General features: G+C 71.4%; 18 protein-coding genes. 5 read left to right on the forward strand and 13 right to left on the reverse strand.

Going from position 1 to position 21,498, the window contains the following annotated elements; all coding sequences use genetic code 11:
* Window positions 1–2 precede the first annotated feature (2 nt).
* Window positions 3–680, forward strand: coding sequence for a class I SAM-dependent methyltransferase (locus RIC31_RS18665; protein ID WP_350111259.1), 678 nt, complete (start codon window positions 3–5; stop codon window positions 678–680).
* Here the strand turns inward: RIC31_RS18665 and RIC31_RS18670 are convergent.
* From RIC31_RS18670 to RIC31_RS18705, 8 genes are all read right to left on the reverse strand, one after another.
* Window positions 673–1,047 (reverse strand): argininosuccinate lyase, encoded by a 375-nt coding sequence (locus RIC31_RS18670; protein WP_350111262.1) that lies wholly within the window; start codon window positions 1,045–1,047, stop codon window positions 673–675. The two genes, RIC31_RS18665 and RIC31_RS18670, sit on opposite strands and share 8 nt — an antisense overlap.
* A 152-nt stretch (window positions 1,048–1,199) precedes the next feature.
* Window positions 1,200–2,069, reverse strand: coding sequence for a 3-hydroxybutyryl-CoA dehydrogenase (locus RIC31_RS18675; RefSeq protein ID WP_350111265.1), 870 nt, complete (start codon window positions 2,067–2,069; stop codon window positions 1,200–1,202).
* Between the two features lie 84 nt (window positions 2,070–2,153).
* On the reverse strand, window positions 2,154–3,092 hold the full coding sequence (locus tag RIC31_RS18680) for an FAD-binding protein (RefSeq protein ID WP_350111268.1): 939 nt from the start codon (window positions 3,090–3,092) through the stop codon (window positions 2,154–2,156).
* Window position 3,093: 1 nt separating this feature from the next.
* A complete protein-coding gene (locus tag RIC31_RS18685) occupies window positions 3,094–3,843 on the reverse strand; it encodes an electron transfer flavoprotein subunit beta/FixA family protein (RefSeq protein ID WP_350111271.1) in 750 nt (249 codons plus the stop codon).
* Window positions 3,844–3,980: 137 nt separating this feature from the next.
* On the reverse strand, window positions 3,981–4,556 hold the full coding sequence (locus RIC31_RS18690; RefSeq protein ID WP_350111274.1) for a cob(I)yrinic acid a,c-diamide adenosyltransferase: 576 nt from the start codon (window positions 4,554–4,556) through the stop codon (window positions 3,981–3,983).
* Window positions 4,557–4,564: 8 nt separating this feature from the next.
* Window positions 4,565–4,762, reverse strand: coding sequence for a twin transmembrane helix small protein (locus RIC31_RS18695; RefSeq protein ID WP_350111277.1), 198 nt, complete (start codon window positions 4,760–4,762; stop codon window positions 4,565–4,567).
* A 94-nt stretch (window positions 4,763–4,856) separates the two neighbouring features.
* A complete protein-coding gene (locus RIC31_RS18700; protein WP_350111280.1) occupies window positions 4,857–5,558 on the reverse strand; it encodes a class I SAM-dependent methyltransferase in 702 nt (233 codons plus the stop codon).
* Between the two features lie 35 nt (window positions 5,559–5,593).
* On the reverse strand, window positions 5,594–7,294 hold the full coding sequence (locus RIC31_RS18705; protein WP_350111283.1) for an acyl-CoA dehydrogenase family protein: 1,701 nt from the start codon (window positions 7,292–7,294) through the stop codon (window positions 5,594–5,596).
* Between the two features lie 392 nt (window positions 7,295–7,686).
* On the opposite strand from RIC31_RS18705, the gene RIC31_RS18710 reads away from it, so the two are divergent.
* From RIC31_RS18710 to RIC31_RS18720, 3 genes are all read left to right on the forward strand, one after another.
* The gene (locus RIC31_RS18710; RefSeq protein WP_350111286.1) at window positions 7,687–8,352 is read left to right on the forward strand and encodes a J domain-containing protein; all 666 of its coding nucleotides are present in this window, start codon (window positions 7,687–7,689) and stop codon (window positions 8,350–8,352) included.
* A gap of 172 nt (window positions 8,353–8,524) precedes the next feature.
* Window positions 8,525–8,836: an ACT-like domain-containing protein gene (locus RIC31_RS18715; RefSeq protein ID WP_350111289.1), complete on the forward strand. Its 312-nt coding sequence runs from the start codon at window positions 8,525–8,527 to the stop codon at window positions 8,834–8,836.
* A gap of 185 nt (window positions 8,837–9,021) precedes the next feature.
* Complete coding sequence (locus RIC31_RS18720; RefSeq protein WP_350111292.1) at window positions 9,022–9,876, forward strand: DUF4743 domain-containing protein; 855 nt, start codon at window positions 9,022–9,024, stop codon at window positions 9,874–9,876.
* Window positions 9,877–9,891: 15 nt separating this feature from the next.
* Here RIC31_RS18720 and RIC31_RS18725 read toward each other — a convergent pair whose 3' ends face one another.
* The 5 genes from RIC31_RS18725 to RIC31_RS18745 form a co-directional block, all read right to left on the reverse strand.
* Entirely contained in the window at window positions 9,892–10,470 is a 579-nt protein-coding gene (locus RIC31_RS18725; RefSeq protein ID WP_350111295.1) for a PAS domain-containing protein, read from the reverse strand.
* A gap of 160 nt (window positions 10,471–10,630) precedes the next feature.
* The gene (gene pheT / locus RIC31_RS18730) at window positions 10,631–13,033 is read right to left on the reverse strand and encodes a phenylalanine--tRNA ligase subunit beta (protein ID WP_350111298.1); all 2,403 of its coding nucleotides are present in this window, start codon (window positions 13,031–13,033) and stop codon (window positions 10,631–10,633) included.
* 3 nt (window positions 13,034–13,036) lie between these two features.
* Complete coding sequence (gene pheS / locus RIC31_RS18735; protein ID WP_350111301.1) at window positions 13,037–14,107, reverse strand: phenylalanine--tRNA ligase subunit alpha; 1,071 nt, start codon at window positions 14,105–14,107, stop codon at window positions 13,037–13,039.
* A 128-nt stretch (window positions 14,108–14,235) separates the two neighbouring features.
* On the reverse strand, window positions 14,236–17,541 hold the full coding sequence (locus tag RIC31_RS18740; RefSeq protein ID WP_350111304.1) for an AAA family ATPase: 3,306 nt from the start codon (window positions 17,539–17,541) through the stop codon (window positions 14,236–14,238).
* A gap of 3 nt (window positions 17,542–17,544) precedes the next feature.
* Complete coding sequence (locus RIC31_RS18745; protein ID WP_350111307.1) at window positions 17,545–18,219, reverse strand: Crp/Fnr family transcriptional regulator; 675 nt, start codon at window positions 18,217–18,219, stop codon at window positions 17,545–17,547.
* A 188-nt stretch (window positions 18,220–18,407) separates the two neighbouring features.
* Here RIC31_RS18745 and RIC31_RS18750 point away from each other — a divergent pair, with 188 nt between their 5' ends.
* Window positions 18,408–21,488, forward strand: coding sequence for a DUF4347 domain-containing protein (locus tag RIC31_RS18750; protein ID WP_350111310.1), 3,081 nt, complete (start codon window positions 18,408–18,410; stop codon window positions 21,486–21,488).
* The last annotated feature ends 10 nt before the right edge of the window (window positions 21,489–21,498 follow it).

Here is a 21,498-nt window from a genome sequence, read left to right on the forward strand (position 1 = left end):
TCTTGAAGGACCCGATCGGCGGGCATCCGACCCGCGGCGAGCAGCTCGATGTCCTGGCCGGGATCGTCGCCGATCTGGCCCGGCCGGGCGACATCGTGCTCGACCTGGGCTGCGGCACCGGCTACCTGGAGCATCTGGTCGAGCAGCACCGACGCGACCTGTCGTTCGTCGGGGTCGACCGCAAGGGCGAGTCACTGGACCAGGCGCGGGCCCGGTTCGGCGATCGCGGCGACTTCGTCGAGGGCGACCTGGCGGATCCGGACGCGATCGTGCTGCCGGTCGGGCGCGCCCGGTTCGTGGTCAGCGCGCTCACCTTCCACGACCTCGCGGACGACCGGAAGCGCGCGCTCCTGGAATGGGCGCGCGACCGGCTGGCGGCCGACGGGATGATCCTGCTGTATGACCGCATCCGCCTGGCCGAGCCGGCGCTGTTCCCGGCGCAGCAGGCGATCTGGCGGCGCATCGAACGGGTGCACGGGGCCGCCATGCGCAGCGCCGACGACTTCGCCGCCTACGAGGCCGACCTGTCCGACAGCAACCGCCCGGCGCGGCTCGCGGACTATCTCGCGTGGTTCGCGGAGCTGGGGCTGGCGTCGCAGGTGCTGCACCTGCACGGCAACGTCGCGCTGATCGGCGCGGCGCCCCGCCGACGGGACGCCGCGCCGGGGCGGGCTACTTGAACACCGCCGAGGTGGTGTCGGTCTGGCGGTTGTACTTGATGGTGATGACGGACACCGTGCACAGGTCGATGCCCTGCCAGACGGCGCTCGAGTTGTCGTCGTGGTAGATCACCTTGAGGTCCCAGAAGCAGGACTTGTCGGCGCGGTCGAAGGAGATGTCGAACTCGACGCCGTCGTCCATGATGTCGCGTCCGAGGATATCGTCCTGCCAGTCGTCCGCCTTGCTCGGCGAGACATAGACCTCGCTCAGCGCGTAGCCGGTGTTGTTGACCAGGGTGAAGTCCTGCTTCGCCTGTGCCCACGCGACCGCCGACACGGCCATGCTCGACGCGATCGCGACCGAGCCCAGCCACATGCGCATGCCCATTCCAGCCTCCAGACAAAAGAGACCCGTCGATCACCGAATTCTTGACCTTGGTAAGCGCCGGTTAAGAACTCAAGCGAGCGGGCAAGTGAAGCTGAGGCATTTTATTTGCGTTGGCAAATAGGAATTTTGTAGCTGGCGGCCGAGCCCGCCGGTCAGCGGGTCGGCACCGGCGTCTCGCCGCCGTAGTCGTAGAAGCCGCGGTTGGTCTTGCGGCCCAGCCAGCCGGCCTCGACGTATTTCACCAGCAGCGGGCACGGTCGGTACTTGCTGTCGGCGAGGCCGTCATACAGCACGTGCATGATCGCCAGGCAGGTGTCGAGGCCGATGAAGTCGGCCAGCTCCAGCGGCCCCATCGGGTGGTTGGCGCCGAGCTTCAGGGCGGTGTCGATCGACTCCACCGAGCCGACCCCCTCGTACAGGGTGTAGACCGCCTCGTTGATCATCGGCAGCAGGATGCGGTTGACGATGAAGGCCGGGAAGTCCTCGGCCACCGACACCGTCTTGCCGAGCCGCTGCGCCAGCTCGCGCACCGCCTCGAAGGTCGCCTGCTCGGTCTGGATGCCGCGGATCAGCTCGACCAGCTGCATCACCGGCACCGGGTTCATGAAATGCATGCCGACGAACCGGCCCGGGCGGTCGGTCGAGGCCGCGAGGCGGGTGATCGAGATCGACGAGGTGTTGGTCGCGACCAGGGTGTCCGGGCCGAGATGCGGCACCAGCTTCTTGAAGACCTCGCGCTTGACCTCTTCGTTCTCGGTGGCGGCCTCGATCACCAGGTCGCAGTCGCCGAACACCGCATAGTCGGTGCCGGCCGAGATCCGGGCCATCGCCGCCTGCATGTCGCCGTCCGACATCTTGCCGCGGGCGACCTGCCGGCCGAGGTTGCGCTCGACCGTCTCGCGGGCGCGCGCCAGAACGTCGTCGGCGACGTCCACCATCCGCACGTCCAGTCCGCCGGCCGCGCAGACCTGGGCGATTCCGCTGCCCATCTGCCCGGCACCGATCACGCCGATGCGCCGCATGAATCCCTCCTGCCTGGGCCTCTCGGGGCGGGCCCTATCCGGCCGGACGGCGGCGGGACCCGGGTCCCGCCGCGCCGGTTCCGCTCAGCCCTTGCCGAGAGCCTCGCTGAGCTCCGGCACCGCCTTGAACAGGTCCGCCACCAGGCCGTAGTCGGCGACCTGGAAGATCGGTGCCTCCTCGTCCTTGTTGATGGCGACGATGACCTTGCTGTCCTTCATGCCGGCCAGGTGCTGGATCGCACCCGAGATGCCGACCGCGATGTACAGGTCCGGGGCCACCACCTTGCCGGTCTGGCCGACCTGGTACTCGTTCGGCACGAAGCCGGCGTCGACCGCGGCGCGCGAGGCGCCGACGGCGGCGTTCAGCTTGTCGGCGACGGCCTCGAGCAGCTTGAAGTTCTCGCCGTTCTGCATGCCGCGACCGCCGGAGATCACCACCCGGGCGCTGGTCAGCTCCGGCCGCTCCGACTTCGACAGCGCCTGGCCGACGAAGGAGGACAGCCCCTTGTCGCCGTCGCCCGACACGTCCTCGATGCTGGCCGAGCCGCCCTCGGCGGCCACCGGCTCGAAGTTGGTGCCGCGCACGGTGACCACCTTGACGGCGTCGGAGGACTTGACCGTGGCCAGCGCGTTGCCGGCGTAGATCGGCCGCACGAAGGTCTCGGCGTCGATCACCTCGATGATGTCCGAGACCTGGGCGACGTCGAGCAGGGCGGCCGCCCGCGGCATGATGTTCTTGCCGACCGTGGTGGCCGCCGCGACGACATGGCTGTGGTCCTTGGCCAGCCGCGCGATCAGCGGCGCCAGGTTCTCGGCCAGGGTGTGCTCGTACTCGGCGGAATCGGCCTTCAGGACCTTGGCGACGCCGGCCACCTTGGCGGCGGCCTCGGCGGCGGCCCCGCAGCCCTTGCCGGTGACCAGCAGCACGACCTGGTCGCTCATCTGCGCGGCGGCGGCGACCGCGTTCAGCGTCGCCGGCCGCAGGGTGCCGTTCTCATGCTCGGCGAAGACAAGCGCGCTCATCTCAGATCACCTTCGCTTCGTTCTTCAGCTTGGACACCAGCTCGGCCACGTCGGCGACCTTGACGCCGCCCTGGCGCTTCGGCGGCTCGGTCACCTTGAGGGTGGCGAGGCGCGGCGCCGGGTCGACGCCCAGCTCGGCCGGGGTCGACTGGTCGATCGGCTTCTTCTTCGCCTTCATGATGTTCGGCAGCGAAGCGTAGCGCGGCTCGTTCAGGCGCAGGTCGGTGGTGACGATCGCCGGGGTCTTGACCTTGATGGTCTCGAGACCGCCGTCGACCTCGCGGGTCACCGTCAGTTCGCCGTCGCCGACCTCGATCTTGGAGGCGAAGGTCGCCTGGCTCCAGCCGAGCAGCGCCGAGAGCATCTGGCCGGTCTGGTTGCAGTCGTCGTCGATCGCCTGCTTGCCCAGGATCACGACCCCCGGCTGCTCCCTCTCGACCAGCGCCTTCAGCATCTTGGCGACCGCCAGCGGCTCGACCTCGCCGTCGTGCAGCACGTGGATGCCGCGGTCGGCGCCCATGGCCAGCGCGGTCCGGATGGTCTCCTGGGCTTGGCTCGGGCCGATCGACACCGCCACGACCTCCGCAGCCTTGCCGGCCTCCTTCATACGGATCGCCTCCTCGACGGCGATCTCGTCGAAGGGGTTCATCGACATCTTGACGTTGGCGAGCTCGACTCCGCTCTGGTCCGCCTTCACGCGAACCTTCACGTTGTAGTCGATCACCCGCTTGACGGGGACGAGTACCTTCATGGTTCCCTCGATCGTGTACGGGGGTATCGGCCGATCACCGCCGGGCGACCCCGCTCTTTAGAAAGCGCCCCCCGACGTGTCAAGGTAACGCGACGGAAGTTGTCTTGCGGCGCGGTAGCCGCGACGGCGGTTTCCCCTCATCGGTTGCCGCCGGGTACCCATAGCACGTCTCCGGCGCCGCGGTCGTTGACCCAGCGCGATAGCACGAACAGATGGTCGGACAGCCGGTTGACGTAGCGCACCGCCTCCGGGTTCACCGGCTCGGCCTCGGCCAGCGCGGTGATCTCGCGCTCGGCCCGGCGCACCACGGTGCGCGCCAGGTGCAGTTGCGCCGCGGTCGGCTTGCCGCCGGGCAGGATGAAGGAGTCGAGCGGCGCCAGCGCGGCGTTCAGGGCGTCGATCTCGGCCTCCAGGCGGGTCACCTGGGCGGCGGTCACGCGCAGCGGCGGGTATTTCGGGTCCGGCTGCTCGGGCGTGCACAGGTCGGCACCGAGGTCGAACAGGTCGTTCTGGATGCGCGCCAGCATGGCGTCGGTCTCGGCGCCGCCGTCGGCCGCCGCGGTCAGCCGGGCGACGCCGATCACCGCGTTGGCCTCGTCGACCGTGCCGTAGGCGGCCGGCCTCGCCGAATGCTTGGCGACCCGGGTGCCGTCGCCGAGCGAAGTCTGGCCCCGGTCGCCGCCGCGCGTGTAGATCCGGGTCAGGCGGACCATCGGCGCGGTCAGCCCTTGGTCAGCGACAGCAGCAGCGCGAACACCGCCAGCGCGACGGCCTGGAACAGGACGCGGTAGCGCATCATCTTGTTCGACCATTTCGCGTTGAACTCGCCGCCACGGGCCATGGCGATCAGTCCCCATACCAGGGCGCCGACGGTCGCGGCCATGGCCAGGATCAGGACGACGGTGAAGAGCGTGTTCATGGGGTGACCATATAGACCGCCGGAAGCCGGCTGCGATACCGAAACCGACGGCCCGGCGTGGCGGATCGTCGCGCGCGGGACAGCCGCCCGGCGGCTACCGTGTCCGCCGGCCGACCAGCAGCAGCGACAGCAGCCTCTCCTCGGCGTCCCGCGGCTCGCGCAGGTCGGCGACCGTCAGCCCGGCGTCGCGCACCAGGGCGATCCAGCCCTCCAGGGTCCGGAAGTACCAGGGCACCGGCGCCCAGCTCTCTCCCTCGGCGGCGATGTCCGCGAAGTTCTCGACGCGCCAGCCGTGCCGGTAGTCGTCGTCGGCGGTCGACCATGGGTGCAGGGTCTGGACGATCAGGGCGCCGCCGAAGGTCAGGCGCGAGGCCGCCGCGGCCACCAGGTCGTGGGCGAGATGGTCGAACAGCGCGAAGTTGACCACCACCGCGTCGTACGGCCCGCCGACCGCTTCCGGGGCCGCAACGATGTCGGCGTAGGTCAGGTGGCGGTAGTCGCCCGCCGGGTGGGCGCGGCGGGCCGCGCCGATCAGGGCGGGCGACCCGTCGATGCCGGTCACCCGGCAGCCGGCTTCCGAACTGAGCCGACGGACCAGCCAGCCCTCGCCGCAGCCGAGGTCGAGCACGCTCCTGGCGCCGTGCCGGGCGACCGCCGTCAGGATCGCGCCGTCGGTCTGCCGCCGGCTCGCTATGCGGCCCTCGCTGAGCGCCCTGGCCCAGAGGCCGGCGTTCGCCTCCCACAACTCCGCGAGCCGGTGCTCGGTCGGTGCGTCGGTTTCGGTTCGCTTCGACATCGGTTCCTCTCCCGAGTCCGCAGAACGTCGTGCGGTCAGTTGCGCCCGGGGGTCAGCAGGCCGCGGGCGATCACCCCGGCCTGGATCTCGCCGGCGCCCTCGAAGATGTTCAGGATGCGGGCGTCGCACAGCACCCGGCTGATCGGATACTCCAGCGCGAAACCGTTGCCGCCGTGGATCTGCAGGGCGTCGTCGGCGGCGGCCCAGGCGACCCGTGCGGCCAGCAGCTTGGCCATGCCGGCCTCGATGTCGCAGCGCCGGTCGCTGTCCTTCTCGCGGGCCGCGTACAGGGTCAGCGCCCGCGCCGCGGTCAGCTCCGCCGCCATCCGCGCCAGCTTGCTGCCGACCCGCGGAAAATGGCGGATCGCCTGGCCGAACTGGACTCTTTCGGATGCGTAACGAAGGCCCAGCTCGAGGGCGTTCCGCCCGACCCCGAGGGCCCGCGCGGCGGTCTGGATGCGCGCGCTCTCGAAGGTCGCCATCAGCTGCTTGAAGCCCTGGCCCTCGACCCCGCCGAGCAGCGCCGAGCCCGGGACCGCGAAGCCGTCGAAGCCGAGCTCGTATTCCTTCATGCCGCGGTAGCCGAGCACGTGGATCTCGCCGCCGGTCATGCCGTCGGCCGGGAACGGGTCGGCGTCGGTGCCGCGCGGCTTCTCGGCCAGCAGCATCGACAGGCCCTTGTAGCCGGGCTCGTCCGGGTCGGTCCGCACCAGCAACGTCATCAGGTCGGTGCGGGCGGCGTGGGTGATCCAGGTCTTGTTGCCGTGGATCCGGTAGCCGTCGCCGTCTCGGACCGCCCGGGTCCGCAGCCGGGCCAGGTCGGAGCCGGTGTTCGGCTCGGTGAACACCGCGGTCGGCAGGATCTCGCCGGAGGCGATGCGCGGCAGCCAATGGGTCTTCTGCGCCTCGGTTCCGCCCAGGCGGATCAGCTCGGCGGCGATCTCGGAGCGGGTGCCGAGCGAGCCGACGCCGATATAGGCCCGGCTGAGGGTCTCGGAGACCACCACCAGCGCCTCCTTGCCCATGCCGAGGCCGCCATACTCCTCCGGAACGGTCAGCCCGAAGGTGCCGAGTTCGGCCATCGCCTCGACCACCTCGATCGGGATCAGCCGGTCGTCCAGATGCCACTGGTGGGCGAACGGCTCGACCCGGTCGGCGCCGAACCGGCCGAACTGTTCGCGCACCATGCCCAGGGTCTCGTCGAGCCCGTGGTCGCCGAGCCCGTCGGGATCGCCGCTCTCCAGCCCGTCGTGCAGCATCGCCGCCAGCGTGACCCGGGCGGCCTGGCCGTTGCCCTGGCGCATGAGCCGGCGGCAGGCCTCGGAATCGAGCGGTGCCAGGTCCGACGGCTCCAGGCCGAGGTCGTGCGGCCGCACGGTCTCGGTCTGGGTCATCGGGATGCCGCCTGCGATCTGGCCGAGATACTCCCCGTAGGCGACGCCCAGCAGGGCCGCCTCGATGTCGCCGAACCGCCCGGATTCCGCCAGTCTGTCGGCCCAGGCCAGGGTCTGGCGCAGGGCTTCGACGGTGGTGGCCAGCCAGGCGAAGCCGTGCGCCATGGTCTGTTCGGCCTCCAGGGCGGCGCCGTCCGGCCGGCCGCCGGGCGCCAGGCGCCGGCTGACCTGCCGGCGGGCGGCGTCGAGCACCGAATCGGCGGCCGGCAGGGCGGCGCGGGCCAGGGCACGGGTGTCCGGTTCCGCCGGTGCGACGGTCCGGGCCGTGGAAATGTCGGTCATCGGCGGGCTCCGAGATGGATCTGTGTCAACATGGCGCGGAACCGGGCGCCGGTCCAGGTTGCGGCGCAGCAGAATCGGTTCGGAGCCGATGCGGTTTTGAAGTCAGAATGCAGTTTCGGTATGTAACCATTTGATAAAAAACAAAACGTGATCCGCGGCATTTGACGGAAGATTGCGCCAAAGATCGAATCCGTATGGATTATCAGGGGTTTCGGCTTCGGCATTAACCAATGCTGTTAATGAACTGTTAGCATCTTGGTGACGGAGCGGAACGGACCGGGGCAATCGTAACTCCGAACGCGGTTGCATGGGAGTGCCGACCGGGGTACCGTCGGCGCCGAAAGCCAGATATGGCGGTTTTCCGCCGTGTAGTGTCCAGAAGTGGTAGTGCCATGCCCGACGCCTCTGCCCCGGTAAGCACCCGGGGGGCCTCCTATATCGTCCCCTGCGCGTCGGCGTTCCGGGATCGCGTGGCCGGCTTGGCGGCGCGTCGCGGGGCCAGCGCCGCCGATCTCGCGCGTGCGGTGCTGCTGCTGGTCGGCCCGGACCAGCTGGCGCGGGTAGCCGATCCCGGCGAGCCGGCGCCGGGCGACCGCGAGGCGATCGAGCTGCGGTCGGGCGCCTCGCAGGGCCGCGTGCTGAAGCGCAAGCCGCGGATCCAGATGCGCCTGCCGGCGGGCTACAGCGACGCCGACCTGCGCCGGGCCCTGGCGCTGGCCCTGCAGATGGCGGAGGGCGAGGCCCAGCTGTCGGTGGTCACGCCCTCCGACCGCAAGGCCGAGGCGGCGGTCGAGAAGGCGCGCGACGGCCTGGCCGAGGAGAACGCGACCCTTCGCCAGCTGGTCGCCGACCTCGCCACGCCGGTGCTGGAGCGCGGCGTGACCAGCCGCTCGGACGCACTGTTCGTGCTCGGTTTCCCGTCCACGGCGGTGCCGGATCCGGTGACGGTCAAGCGGCGCTGGCGGCGGCTGGCGATGATCTACCACCCGGATTCCGCCTTCGGCGACCACGAGCGGATGAGCCAGCTGAATCTGGCGCTGTCGCGGCTGATGGGGTGACCGGCCGCGCTGGACCGTTGACCGGTCGACCGAGCCTGGGTAATTTAATTTCCATGAGTGCGGATCTCCACATGCGGGCGCCGGCCCGCATCGGTCGGCGAATTAGCCGCCCGGTCCTCGTCGAGGGCCGGGACAGTGCTGTTCGTCCGTCCGACATCGTTGGAGATTCCCCATGCTTTCCGAGCGACTGAACCGCTCCACGTCTTCCGAGCCGTCCTCCGACTACCAGCCCGCCGTCGCCTGCTTCTCGATCCAGGCCGGAGCCGACCCGTCGGTCATGCCGCGGGTGCTGGAACTGTTCGCCAAACGCGGCATGATCCCGCAGCGCTGGCACAGCGACCTGGGCGGCCGCCGCCGCGACGAGCTGACCATCGACCTGCAGGTCGACGGCCTGGACCGCGCCAAGGCCGAGCTGATCGCCCACGCCATCCGCCAGATGGTGACGGTGACCAGCGTGCTGACCAGCGAGAAGAGCTACGCCTGAGGTGAGCGATCCCGCGGGCGGAGCGGCGGGTGGGTTCCGGAGCCGAGCGCTGTCGCGCTCTCTCCGGAATGACGGATGAAGGAAGGATCGTCATCCCGGAGAGTCCCGGACCTGATCCGGGACGGCTCCGGGACCCACGGCACGACGGGCTTGAGGTGGGTCCCCACCTCGGGCATAGACCGCGCATGGCCTTTCTCGACCACATCCGCGCCTGCAACGCCTACTCGCTCGGGGACTTCGTGCCGTTCCGCGTCGGCCCGGCCAAGGCCGGCTGGATTCGCCGGGAGCTGAGCCTGGAGCTGCGGCGGTTCGGCTCGCTGTTCCACGTGTTCGAGGACCTGGTCCATCTCGAGCCGAACCTGCGGACGGCGGCGGACCGGACCGAGGCGGTGGCCGAGGCGCTGGCGGTACTGGCCGAGGACGGGGTGATCGGCCGGCTGCGCGGCGAGATGTACCCGGTGATCGAGAGCCTGGGGGCGGAGCCGCTGTTCGAGATCGACCGCGGCGTGGCGACCGAGTTCGGCATCGCCAACCGGGGCTTCCACCTGAACGGCCTGGTCGGCGAGGGCGCCGACACCCGGATGTGGGTGGCCCGCCGGGCCCTGACCAAGTCGACCTTTCCCGGCCGGCTCGACAACATGGTGGCCGGCGGTCACCCAGCGGGCCTCAGCGCCCGCGAGAACCTGCTGAAGGAATGCGCCGAGGAGGCCGGTATCCCCGAGGACCTCGCGGCCCGGGCGATCCCGGTCTCGATGGTCAGCTACACCATGGAGGTGCCGGCCGGGCTCCGGCGCCACGCCTTCTGGTCCTACGACCTCCGGGTGCCCGCCGACTTCGTGCCGCAGCCGGTCGACGGCGAGGTCCACGAGTTCCTGCTGATGCCGGTCGACGAGGTGGCGCGCATCGTCGAGACCAGCGACGAGTTCAAGTACAACTGCAACCTGGTGATCATCGACTGGCTGATGCGCACCGGGCGCCTGGATCCCGAGCACCCGGACTTCCACGCCCTGTCGGTCGGCCTGCACCAGCCCTGGCCATAGCGCTCCGCCGTCGGCTCAGCCGCCGTCCTCGGCGAAGCTGACCAGCGGGCAGTCCGGCAGCACGTCCTCGACGGTCTTCGACAGCCCGATCTGCAGGTGGGCGGACAGGATCTGCGTCATGCCGGCGCCGTCCGACAGCGGCAGGTCCAGGCCGAGCAGCTTGACGTGGTCGCGGCCGTACTGGCTGAGATAGCCCGACGCGATCCCCAGGAACGGCTCGCGGTACATGGCCTGGAAGTAGTCCCGCTCGACCCGCCAGGCCTGCGGATCGGCCGACAGTTCCCCGAGCGTCCTGCCGGTGTAGTCGACCCGCCACCAGTCCCGCAGCTGGGTGCCCCAGAGCGTGAACCGGATGTCGAACGGGTCGTGCTCGATCCGGGCGACGAAGATCCGGCCGAGCCACGGCGCGAAATCCGTGATGTCGAAGTCGTCCCGCATGGGCAGCGGCCGCCCGTCGCGCCGGCGGTCCTGCCACAGCGCCACCAGCTCGCCGAACGGGCCCAGCAACCGCGGCTCGACCTCCAGGGCGCACATCGCGTACCGCCAGTCCGACGCGGTTGCCGCTTGCGAAGCGGTCGCTGCGTGTCTCGCCATCGTCCCCTTCTCCGACATGGCGGACCGCGGTCCGGTCGTGGGAACCGCGTTCCGGTCGGCGTTCAGGTCGGGGCGGCGCCAGGCACGGCTGCCGCCCGGCGCCCAGCCTAGCACCGAAGCCGACGGACAGCGACTCGGGGGGCGCCGGTCGTGCCCGACGCTAGGCCCGCAGCGTGCCGCCGGTGTGCTTCCCGACCGCCTCGACGATCTTCCGGCCGACCGCCTCGATCTGCTCGTCGGTCAGAGTCGCGGTGCGCGGCTGCAGGGTGACCTCGACCGCGATCGACTTCGCGCCCTCGGGCAGGCCCTTGCCGCGGTACTCGTCGAACACCCGCACCCCATCGATCAGCGCCTTGTCGGCGCCGGCGGCGGCCCGCGCCACCTTGTCGGCCGGCACCGCGTCGTCGACCACGAAGGCGAAGTCGCGGACCAGCGCCTGGAACGGGATGCGCTCCAGCAGCGGGCGCTGCGCGCCCTTGCGCTTCGGCATCGGCACCGCGTCCAGCAGCACCTCGAAGGCTGCGGCGGGACCACGCAAGTCGAATGCCTGTAGAATGCGCGGGTGCAACTCGCCGAACCGGGCCAGGGTGTTCGGGCCGAGCCGCAGGCAGCCGGAACGGCCCGGGTGGTACCAGGACGGCGCGTCGGTGGTGACCTGCAGGTTTCCGGTCGGCGCCTCCAGCGCCTCCAGCAGGTCGAGGGCGTCGGCCTTGACGTCGAACAGGTCGACCGGGCGGTCGGTCTTGCGCACGTCGCGCGGGCCGGTGCGGCCGTGCCGCAGGCCGGCGGCGACCCAGGCCTGGTCCTGCGGCCGGTCGCCGGCGTATTCCGGGCCGACCTCGAAGATCGCCAGGTCCGGATAGCCCTGGTTGGCGTTGCGCGCCGCCGCCGCCAGCAGGTTCGGCAGGATCGCCGGCCGCATGACGTCCAGGTCGGCGCTGATCGGGTTGACCAGGGTCCGCTCGGGCCCGGCGCCGCCGAACAGCGCGGCGTGCCGGGCCGGCAGGAACGAGAAGGTCACCGCCTCCATCATGCCGCGGCCGGCCAGCGCCCGCTTGGCGAGGCGGCGACGGTTCTGCTCCGGCGTCAGGGCCGGGTGCGGCACGCTGCCGTCGCGCTCCATCGAGACCGCGGCGATGGCGTCGTAGCCGTTGACCCGCACCACCTCCTCGACCAGGTCGGCCTCGCCCTCGATGTCGCCGCGCCAGGGCGGCGGCGTCACGACCATGGCCTCGCCGGCCCCGGACACCTCGAAGCCGAGCGCCGACAGGATGCGCTTCGCCTCGGCTTCCGGCACCTCGACGCCGCACAGCCCGGCGATCCGCGAGTGCCGCAGCCCGATCTGGCGCCGCCACTTCGGCGCCTCGCCGGCGACCACCAGCTCGCTGGCCTCGCCGCCGCAGATCTCCTGCACCAGCCGGGTCGCGACTTCGGCACCCCAGAACGGCGAGGTCTGGTCGAGGCCGCGCTCGAACCGGTAGCGGGCGTCGGACAGGGCGCCGAGCTTGCGGCCGGTGGTGGCGACCGAGGTCGGGTCGAAGATCGCGACCTCCAGGAACATGTCGGTGGTGTCGTCGGACACGCCCGAGCGCTCGCCGCCCATCACCCCGGCCAGGTCGTCGGCGCCATGGGCGTCGGCGATCACCAGCATGTCGGCGTCGAAGACGTATTCCTTGCCGTTCAGCGCCAGATACTTCTCGCCGGGCCGGGCCATCCGGATGGTGAGCTGGCCGCCCTCGACCTTGGCCGGGTCGTAGGCGTGCAGCGGCCGGCCCAGGTCCAGCATCACGTAGTTGGTGATGTCGACCAGCGCCGAGATCGGCCTGAGGCCGACGGCGCGCAGCCGGTCCTGCATCCATTTCGGGCTCGGCCCGTTCTTCACCCCGCGGAAATACCGGCCGACCACGATCGGGGCGAGGCTCTCGCGCCCGGCCGGCAGGTCGATCCGCCACTCCAGCGGGCTCTCGAAGCTGCCCTTCACCGGCGACGTGTCGAGCGGCTTCAGGGTGCCGAGGCCGGCCGCCGCCAGGTCGCGGGCGACGCCGCGCACGCCCAGGCAGTCGGCGCGGTCCGGGGTGATGGCGATGTCGATCACCGGGTCGTCGAGGCCGGCCCACTCGGCCCAGGCCGTTCCGACCGGGGCGTCGGCCGGCAGGTCGATGATGCCGTCATGGTCGTCGGACAGCCCGAGCTCGCGCTCGGACAGCAGCATGCCGTTGGATTCCTCGCCGCGGATCACGCCCTTCTTCAGGTCGACCCCGGTGCCGGGGATGTGGGTGCCGGCGGGCGCGAACACGCCCTTCATGCCGGTCCGCGCGTTCGGCGCGCCGCACACCACCTGCACGACCCCGTCGCCGGCGTCGACCTTGCAGACCCGCAGGCGGTCGGCGTTCGGGTGCTGCACCGCCTCGACCACATGGGCGATGCGGAACGGCTTGAACCCGGCGGCGCGGTCCTCGACTCCCTCGAGCTCCAGCCCGAGCATGGTCAGCCGGTCGGTGATCTCGGTCAGCGACGCATCGGTGTCGAGATGGGCCTTCAGCCAGCTCAGCGTGAACTTCATGGCTCACAGCCCTCCGGCGATGGTCGGCTGGGCGATCGGCACGAATCCGTAGTGCCGCAGCCAGCGCAGGTCGGTGTCGTAGAACGGCCGCAGGTCGGGGATGCCGTATTTCAGCATGGCGATGCGCTCGATCCCCATGCCGAAGGCGAAGCCCTGGTACTCGGTCGGGTCGATGCCGGCGTTGCGCAGGACGTTCGGGTGCACCATGCCGGACCCCAGGATCTCCAGCCAGTCGCCGTAGTTGCCGATCTTCAGCTCGCCGCCCTTGCGCGAGCAGCCGATGTCGACCTCGGCCGACGGCTCGGTGAACGGGAAGTAGGACGGCCGGAACCGCACCGGCAGGTCGTCGATCCCGAAGAACGCCCGGCAGAAGTCGATCAGGCAGCCCTTCAGGTGGCCCATGTGGCTCTTCTTGTCGATCACCAGCCCCTCGACCTGGTGGAACATCGGCGAGTGCGTGGCGTCGTGGTCGGAGCGGAAGGTGCGGCCCGGCACGATGATCCGGATCGGCGGCTTGCTGCTCTCCATGGTGCGGATCTGCACCGGCGAGGTGTGGGTGCGCAGGACCTTGCGCGCGCCGTCGGCGTCGGGCTGCAGGTAGAAGGTGTCGTGGTCCTGGCGCGCCGGGTGCTCGGGCGGGAAGTTCAGGGCCTCGAAGTTGTACCAGTCGGACTCGATGTCCGGTCCCTCGGCCACCGTGAAGCCCATCTGGCAGAAGATCGCCGTCAGCTCGTCGATGGTCTGGGTGATCGGGTGGATGCGGCCGCGCGGCTCCGGCCGGGCCGGCAGCGAGACGTCGATGCGCTCGGCCGCCAGCCGGGCGTCCAGGGCGGCGTCGCCCAGGCTCGCCTTGCGGGCCTCCAGCGCCTCGCTGACCGCGTCCTTGACCGCGTTCAGGGCCTGCCCGGCGGTGCGGCGCGCGTCGGGGTCGAGCCCGCCCAGCGTCTTCATGCGCTCGGTGATCCGGCCCTTCTTGCCGAGCGCGGTGATCCGCACCTGCTCCAGCGCCTCAAGGTCGCCGGCCTGCGCCACTTCGGCCAGCAGCTCGGCGCGCAATGCGTCCACGTTGTCCATGCGGTCCCCGAATGTCGGACGATGGTCTGTCGAGGGCGCCGTTTTAGCGGGTCGCGCCGGGAATGGCGAGAGCCGAGGCGGCGGCCATCGGGACGCGGGCGGGCCGGCCCGCCGGAAGGCCGCGGGCGCTACCGCCGCGTGTCGAGCAGCGCGCGGGCTTCCGCGAGGTCGGGGGTGTCGAAGCCTTCGGTGAAGGAGCCGTGGAGTTCCGCCAGCAGGGCGCGCTCGGCCTCGCCGGCGGTCAGCCGGACGAGGCTGGTTGCCGCCCGCAGTTCCAGCGACCTGGCCTGCTGGTGCCGGGCGACGTCGAGCGCCCGCCGGAAGCAGTCGGCGGCCTCGGCATCGGTGCCGCCGCGCTCGATCGTGCATGCACCGGCCAGCCGATGCAGCTCGGCCTGCCACCACCGCTCACCGGTCGCCTCGGCCAGTTCCAGCGCCTCCGAGAGCAGGCCGAGGGCGGCCACCGGTTCGCCGGCCAGCCGGTGGGCATCGGCGAGCGCCGCCAGGTTCCATGGCTCGATCAGCCCTGCACCGGTGTCGCGCAGCGCCTTGCGGCCGCGCTGGATCGCGACGATGCCGCCGCGTGCGTCACCTTCGTGCGCCATCGCCCAACCGAGCAGGGTCAGCCCCAGCGCCCGCCAGTACGGCAGCCCGAGCTCCTGCGACAGCGCGATAACGGCGGTCGCATGCTCGCGTACCCGGGCGGGCTCCCTGCGGACCTGGTGGAACCGGCTGGCGGTGGTCAGGGCGACCGCGACGCTGAGGTCGTGCCCGAGCCGCCGCGCCAGGGCCAGCGCCTCCTCGATGTGCCCGAGCGCCTGGTCCGGGTGGCCGAGCGCCCAGGTCGCGGTGCCGAGATAGGCCAGGCAGACCACGCAGGGATCCGCGCCGTGCTCGGGGGCGAGGGCGGCGTGGAGCCCCGGATCGTAGGCCGCGATCGCGCGCCGGAAGTTCTCCGCGGCGGCGGCATACTCCCCGCTCTTGAACAGGGTGACGCCGACCGCGCGATGGGCCGCCACCAGCTTCCCGGGGTCGCCGTCGCGGCCGGCCAGGTCGAGCAACTGCCCGCTGAGTTCCCGCGCCCGGCCGAGTTCGGCGCGGACCAGCCGCAGGTTCCACAGCCCGCGGATCGCCGGAAACAGGCGGGCGCGGTCGGCGAGTTCGTGGCTGAGGTCGTAGGCCCGCGTGTAGCAATCCTCGGCCTCAGGCGAGCCGTAGCCCTTCGCCGCCACCAGAGGGACCCCCATCGCGGCCCGCAGCGCCAGTTCCCGATGCTGCCTCTCGATCGCCTCGGGGAGGTCCGGAAGCAGCCGGATCGCGGCGTCGAAATGGCTGATCGCCTCGACATAGGCAAGGCGCCGGGACGCTTCCTCGCCGGCCTGCTGCCAGTACCGGATCGCCGCGGCGGCGTCCTCCGCCCGGGCGAAGTGATGCGCCAGCACCTCGGGCGCCGTGCCCGGCCGCTCCTCGAGCACCAGCGCGATGCGTTCGTGGTAGTCGCGGCGGGGGCCGCGAAGCAGCATCTGGTATGCCGCATCCTGGACCAGCGCGTGCCTGAACGTGTAGACCGCGTCCGGCGGCTCGCCGTGCCGGAGCAGCAGCTCGGCGTCGACCAGTGCCGCCAGGTCGCGCCGGAGGTCGGTGTCGTCTAATAGGGCGACCTGCCGGAGCATGGCATAGGAGAACCGGCGGCCGATGACCGAGCTGATCTGCGCGGTCAGCTTGCCGGACGGCAGCCGATCCAGTCTGGCGATCAGCGAATCCTGGAGGCTCGCCGGGATCGACTGCGGCAGCGCCGGCGGCGAGGAGCCGGCGGAGGCCTGCTCGGGCACGAGGCCGGCGTCGAGCAGCATCTTGGTCAGTTCCTCGACGAACAACGGCACGCCGTCCGTGCGGTTCGCGATCTCCGCCACGATGGCCCCCGGGAGCGACCGGCCCGCCACGGCCGTGACGATGCGTTCGGCGGCGTTGCGGCCCAGGCGCGCAAGACTGAGCGCGTGGACGCCCGGTCGATCGGTCCAGCGCGGGCCGAACTCGGGACGGGCGGTGAGGACCACCAGCATCCGGTGCTCGGCGGTGGCGTCGACCAACCGGTCCAGCCACTCCAGGGTGGAGGCGTCGATCCAGTGCAGGTCCTCGACGATCAGGATGAGCGGCCGTTCCGACGCGAGCGCGAGCGCGAGCACGAAGCCCTGAAGCGCGGCGATCGTGTCCTCGCGCACCCGTTCGGGCGTCCGGGCACGCCGCGGGCCGACACCGTCAGGGAGAGGGATGTCGAGAAGCGTGGCCAGCAGCGCGGCGGCATCGTCGCCGGGTAGGCCGTGCGTGGTCAGCTTGGCGCGCAGGCGTTCGAACCGCTCCGGGCCCGGCAGGCCGGCGTCGTCGAACCGCAGCGCGCGGTGCAGCAGCTCGGCGACCGGATGAAAGGCGCTGTTGCGGTGGAACTCGGTGCCGCGCGCCTTGAGACGGACATGGGGCTGTCCGGAGACACGGGCAGCGATGGCGCGAACCAGCCGCGACTTGCCGATGCCGGGCTCGCCGCGCAGCAGCACAACCTGGCCTTGCCCGCTCGCTGCCAGGTCCCAGTACTGGGACAGCAGCGCGATCTCGCGGGTCCGTCCCACCAGCGGCGTCGCTTCGGACGCGTTCGCCGCCTCGTGCATCTCCCAGGGCGGCCGCTCGCGCAGTGCCCGGTAGACGTCGACCGTGCCGGTGATGCCCCGCAGCCGCTGCGTGCCCAGCCAGCTGCATTCATAGGCCCCGCGCAGCAGCTGGTGGGTGGCGTCGCTCAGCACGACCGCATCGGGCTCGGCAAGGCCCTGGAGGCGGCCGGCAATGTTGGGCGTCTCCCCGACAGCCGCCATCGACTCGCGGCTGTCGCCCGACCCGATGTCGCCCAGCACCGCCATGCCGGTGTGGACACCGATGCGCACCTGCAGGGGCTCGGCGGACGGCAATCCACGCACCGCCTCGACGATCTGCAGGCCGGCCCGCACCGCACGCGCGGCATCGTCCTCATGTGCCCGGGGATAGCCGAAATACACCAGCAGCCCGTCGCCGACGTAGCGGGCGACGATGCCGCCGCACTGCCGCACGATCGCGTTGACGGTCTCCTGGTACCGGCGCAGCAGATCGCGCAGGTCCTCCGGGTCGAGACGCTCGGCGAGCCCGGTCGAGCCCACGAGGTCGCAGAACATGACGGTCACCTGGCGCCGCTCGGCACCGCCCGGCGCCACGGCGGTCCCGGCCCATTCGAGGACGCCGCCGTCGACCTCGACGGCGAGCCGCTGCACCGAGATCAGCTCCGCCGCCAGGTCGGCCAGCAGCTCGTCGTCGACCCCGAGCTCGCGCTTGAGGGCGCGATACGAGACCCGGCCACGGGTCCTCAGCAGTTCGGCGATCCGGTCGAGGTCTCGGTAGAAGGACTCGGCCAACCGTCAGCCTCCGGCGACGATCCGGTGCAGGGGCGCCCGGTCGCGGATCCGGATGCGGCCGCGCCCGAGCTCGACGAGACCGGCATCGCGCCACACACCCAGGTGCCGGCTGACGATCTCGCGTGAAACCCCGAGGGTCTGCGCCAGCTCCGCCTGCGAGATCGCCACGGTCTCGCCGGCGCCGGCGCCCTGGCGTTCCGCGAGCACCGAGAGCTGCTTGGCGAGCCGGACCGGGACGTCCCGGAGGGCGGCGTCCTCGAACAGCTCGGTGGTGCGCCGCAACCGGTCGCACAGCAGCGCGATCATGCGGACCGCCAGCGCCGGGCGCCGCTCCAGGAACGGCAGGAACTCGCCGCGCGGCAGGAACAGCAGCCGCCCGGCCTCGCGGACCAGGGCGTTCGCCGTCCGGCCCTTGCCGTCCAGCAGGGCGATCTCGCCGAAGAACTCGCCCGGCCCGAACCTGTTCAGGATCAGTTCCTTGCCCTCGGCGGATTCGACAGTGACGACGATCCCGCCGGAGAGAACCCCGTACAGCCCGTCCCCGGGGTCGCCGCGCCGGAACAGGGTCTGCCCGGCCGCGACCGTTCGGACCGCGACGTGCCGCAGCAACGCCTGCCGTTCTTCGGGCGACAGGATGCCGAGCAGGTCGTGGCGGGCCAGCAGGTCGTCCGGGTTCATCGAGCATCCGTTGTGTGAACTGGTTCGCAGACGGCGTCGCCGCGAGCGTCGACAATTCGTAACGCAATGTATCGGAATCCGATGGGCTCGCGTTGCCGGCTTCCAGATCCGCCTTCCGAATGAAAGGTGAGTCGCGCCACTCGGCAGCCTCCGAGAACGTTCGTCCGGAACATTGTAGGGAGAGTGCGATGAACCGGCCAGCGGTCAATCGGCAAGGTTTCGGCGATTTGAACAGCCGGATCGACGGCGAACGTGCCGCGGCGCCGCAATTCCCCGCCCTGGTTGCGATCGACGCGCGGGTGCCGGCGGCGGAGGCGATCCTGGCGGCGCTGACGGTGCCGGCCCGGGTCGTTCGGGTCGACCCCGGCCGGGACGGGCTGGCGCAGCTCGTGGCGGCGGCCGAGGCCGCACCCGGCCGGCGGCTCGCGGTGATCTGCCACGGCGAGCCGGGGGCACTGACGCTCGGCGACCGGCCGGTGACGGCGGCGACCCTGGCCGGGCGGCGGGAGGAACTGGCGGCACTCCGCCGGGCGCTCGCCGGCGCGCCGGTCGAACTGTACGCCTGCCGGGCCGGGGCCGGCCCCGCCGGGCGGGCGCTGCTGGCGCTGCTGGCGGCGGCGACCGGCAGCGCGGTGGCGGCGGCGACCGGCGATGTCGGCGGCAGCGCGCTCGGCGGGTCCTGGGTGCTCGATGTCGGCCACCCGGTCGCCTGGCCGGCGCTCGACGCCGCCGCCCTGGCCGGCCTGCCGGTGCGGCTGATCGACTGGAGCAACGCCGGCACCGGCGACTGGAACACCGGCGGCAACTGGGTCGGCGGCGTGGTGCCGTCCGGCGCTCCCAACACTGGCATTATCGACAATGGCGGCACCGCGCAGATCACGAGCGCTGCCCCCACCGCCGGCGGTGTAATCGTCGGGTCGAGCAACGGCGGTTCGGGCACGCTGCAGATCCTCAGCGGCGGCAGCCTGACCACCAACAACACCACCGCCTCTATCGGCAACCTTGCCGGCAGCACGGGAACCATGCTGGTCGACGGCACCGGCACCTTCAACTCCGGCGGCTTTGCAATTGCCGTCGGCAGCTCGGGGACGGGGACACTTACGGTCTCGGCTGGCGGAACGGTCACCACGACCCATTCCATTGGCGTGAGACTGGGGTTCGGCGGCGCGTCGAACAGCACGCTCAACATCGGCAGCGGCGGTGCCGCCGGCATCGTCAACGCGCCCGTGATCACCGGATCGGGCGGCACCAACAACGTCAACTTCAACCACACCGACGCAGGTTACGTCCTCAGCAGCGACGGCACCGGCAGCGGCACGGCGGTGGCTGTCACCGGCTCGACGGCGGTCAACCAGATCGGCACCGGCACCACCATCCTGATCGCCACCAACACCTATACCGGTGGGACGACGCTCAGCGCCGGCACCCTGCAGGTCGGCAACGGCGGCACGGCGGGATCGATCACCGGTAACGTCACCAACAACGCCACGCTGGCCTTCAACCGCTCCGACGCGCTGACCTTCTCCGGCGTGGTCTCCGGCACCGGCGCCCTGACCAAGTCCGGGGCCGGCACCCTGACGCTGTCCGGCGCCAACACCTACGGCGGCGGCAGCACGGTCAGCGCCGGCACGCTGACGCTATCGGGCGGCAGCGCGCTGGCGGATGGCGGCAGCGTGTCGGTGTCCGCCGGCGCCACCCTGGACCTCAACGGCACCACGGAGACGATCGGGACGCTGTCCGGCGCCGGGGCCGTGGCGATCGGGGCCGGAACCCTGTCGGTCGCCCAGGGCGCCGACGCGACCTTCTCCGGCGTGATCTCCGGAACCGGCGGCCTGACCAAGACCGGCGCCAGCGTGCTGACCCTGTCGGGCACCAACACCTATACCGGCACCACCACGATCAGCGCCGGGACCGTCCGGCTCGCCGGCGGCAGCGCCATCGCCGACAACGCCACCGTCAATGTGGCGACCGGCGCCACGCTCGACCTGAACGGCACCACCGAGACCATCGGGGCGCTGACCGGGTCCGGCACCGTGACCATCGGGGCCGGCACGCTCACCCTGTCCAACGCCGCCGCCAGCAGCTTCACCGGCACCCTGACCGGCACCGGGACGTTCCGAGTCGCCTCCGGCGTCACCCTGAATGGCACCGGCACCTACTCCACCCCGGTCGAGGTCCAGTCCGGCGGCACCATCGCCCCCGGCAACAGCCCGGGCACGATCTCCACCGGCAACCTGACCCTGGCCTCCGGCTCGACGGCCAGCATGGAGATCGACGGCACGGCGGCCGGTACCGGCTACGACCAGATCGCTGTCACCGGCACCGTCACCATCAACTCGGCCACCCTGACCACCAGCTTCGGCTACACCTCGGCCACCGGCGACAGCTACGTGCTGATCAGCAACGACGGCGCCGACGCGGTCACCGGGAGCTTCTCCGGCCTCGCCGAGGGCGCCGGCTTCAGTTCGGGCGGCCGGGCCTACCGGATCAGCTATGCCGGCAACGACGGCAACGACGTCACCCTCACCGACGTGGGCGCGGCCGCGAGCGTCGGCGGCGAGAGCGGCAGCGGCGGCTCGACCGCCGCCCTGCACCTGGTCGGCGGCACCGGCGACGAGACCTTCATCGGCAGCGACGGCGACGACACGGTCTCGGCCCTCGCGGGCAACGACCAGGTCTATGCCGGCGCCGGCGGCGACCTCGTCTACGGCAACCAGGACGGCGACTCGCTCTGGGGCAACGCCGACGCCGACACCCTGTACGGCGGCCAGGGCGCCGACGTGGTGTACGGCAACCAGGGAAGCGACCTGCTGTACGGCAACCTCGCCGACGACCGGCTCTACGGCGGCCAGGACGCCGACACCGTGTTCGGCGGCCAGGGCACCGACGTCGTCTATGGCAACCTCGGCGACGACCGGCTGTTCGGCAACCTCGGTGCCGACAGCCTGTACGGCGGCCAGGGGGCGGACACCCTGTCCGGCGGGGCCGGCGACGACCTGCTGTCCGGCGGCCTGGGCGCGGACCGCTATGCCGTCGGTTCGGGCGACGGCGCCGACACGGTCAGCGGCTTCTCGTCGAGCGACGGCGACGTGATCGCGGTGGCGGCCGACGTCAATGGCACCGGCATCGCCTCGACCGCCGACCTGCTGGCCCGGCTGACGTCGGACGCCAACGGCGACGCCGTCATCGACCTTGGATCGGGAAACACCCTCACCCTCATGGGCGTGCAGGCGGCCAACGCCACCGCCGACTGGTTCCTGGTCGCCTGACGACGCCGGT

Origin of the sequence: Thalassobaculum sp. (assembly GCF_040219615.1) — a bacterium.
Classification (GTDB): domain Bacteria; phylum Pseudomonadota; class Alphaproteobacteria; order Thalassobaculales; family Thalassobaculaceae; genus Thalassobaculum_A.

What these genes read in the sequence shown, in the direction of transcription:
- RIC31_RS18670 (WP_350111262.1), bottom strand. Translation starts at nt 1,047, where the DNA reads ATGGGCATGCGCATGTGGCTGGGCTCGGTCGCGATCGCGTCGAGCATG.
- RIC31_RS18675 (WP_350111265.1), bottom strand. Translation starts at nt 2,069, where the DNA reads ATGCGGCGCATCGGCGTGATCGGTGCCGGGCAGATGGGCAGCGGAATC.
- RIC31_RS18680 (WP_350111268.1), bottom strand. Translation starts at nt 3,092, where the DNA reads ATGAGCGCGCTTGTCTTCGCCGAGCATGAGAACGGCACCCTGCGGCCG.
- RIC31_RS18685 (WP_350111271.1), bottom strand. Translation starts at nt 3,843, where the DNA reads ATGAAGGTACTCGTCCCCGTCAAGCGGGTGATCGACTACAACGTGAAG.
- RIC31_RS18690 (WP_350111274.1), bottom strand. Translation starts at nt 4,556, where the DNA reads ATGGTCCGCCTGACCCGGATCTACACGCGCGGCGGCGACCGGGGCCAG.
- RIC31_RS18695 (WP_350111277.1), bottom strand. Translation starts at nt 4,762, where the DNA reads ATGAACACGCTCTTCACCGTCGTCCTGATCCTGGCCATGGCCGCGACC.
- RIC31_RS18700 (WP_350111280.1), bottom strand. Translation starts at nt 5,558, where the DNA reads ATGTCGAAGCGAACCGAAACCGACGCACCGACCGAGCACCGGCTCGCG.
- RIC31_RS18705 (WP_350111283.1), bottom strand. Translation starts at nt 7,294, where the DNA reads ATGACCGACATTTCCACGGCCCGGACCGTCGCACCGGCGGAACCGGAC.
- RIC31_RS18710 (WP_350111286.1), top strand. Translation starts at nt 7,687, where the DNA reads ATGCCCGACGCCTCTGCCCCGGTAAGCACCCGGGGGGCCTCCTATATC.
- RIC31_RS18715 (WP_350111289.1), top strand. Translation starts at nt 8,525, where the DNA reads ATGCTTTCCGAGCGACTGAACCGCTCCACGTCTTCCGAGCCGTCCTCC.
- RIC31_RS18720 (WP_350111292.1), top strand. Translation starts at nt 9,022, where the DNA reads ATGGCCTTTCTCGACCACATCCGCGCCTGCAACGCCTACTCGCTCGGG.
- RIC31_RS18725 (WP_350111295.1), bottom strand. Translation starts at nt 10,470, where the DNA reads ATGGCGAGACACGCAGCGACCGCTTCGCAAGCGGCAACCGCGTCGGAC.
- pheT (WP_350111298.1), bottom strand. Translation starts at nt 13,033, where the DNA reads ATGAAGTTCACGCTGAGCTGGCTGAAGGCCCATCTCGACACCGATGCG.
- pheS (WP_350111301.1), bottom strand. Translation starts at nt 14,107, where the DNA reads ATGGACAACGTGGACGCATTGCGCGCCGAGCTGCTGGCCGAAGTGGCG.
- RIC31_RS18745 (WP_350111307.1), bottom strand. Translation starts at nt 18,219, where the DNA reads ATGAACCCGGACGACCTGCTGGCCCGCCACGACCTGCTCGGCATCCTG.
- RIC31_RS18750 (WP_350111310.1), top strand. Translation starts at nt 18,408, where the DNA reads ATGAACCGGCCAGCGGTCAATCGGCAAGGTTTCGGCGATTTGAACAGC.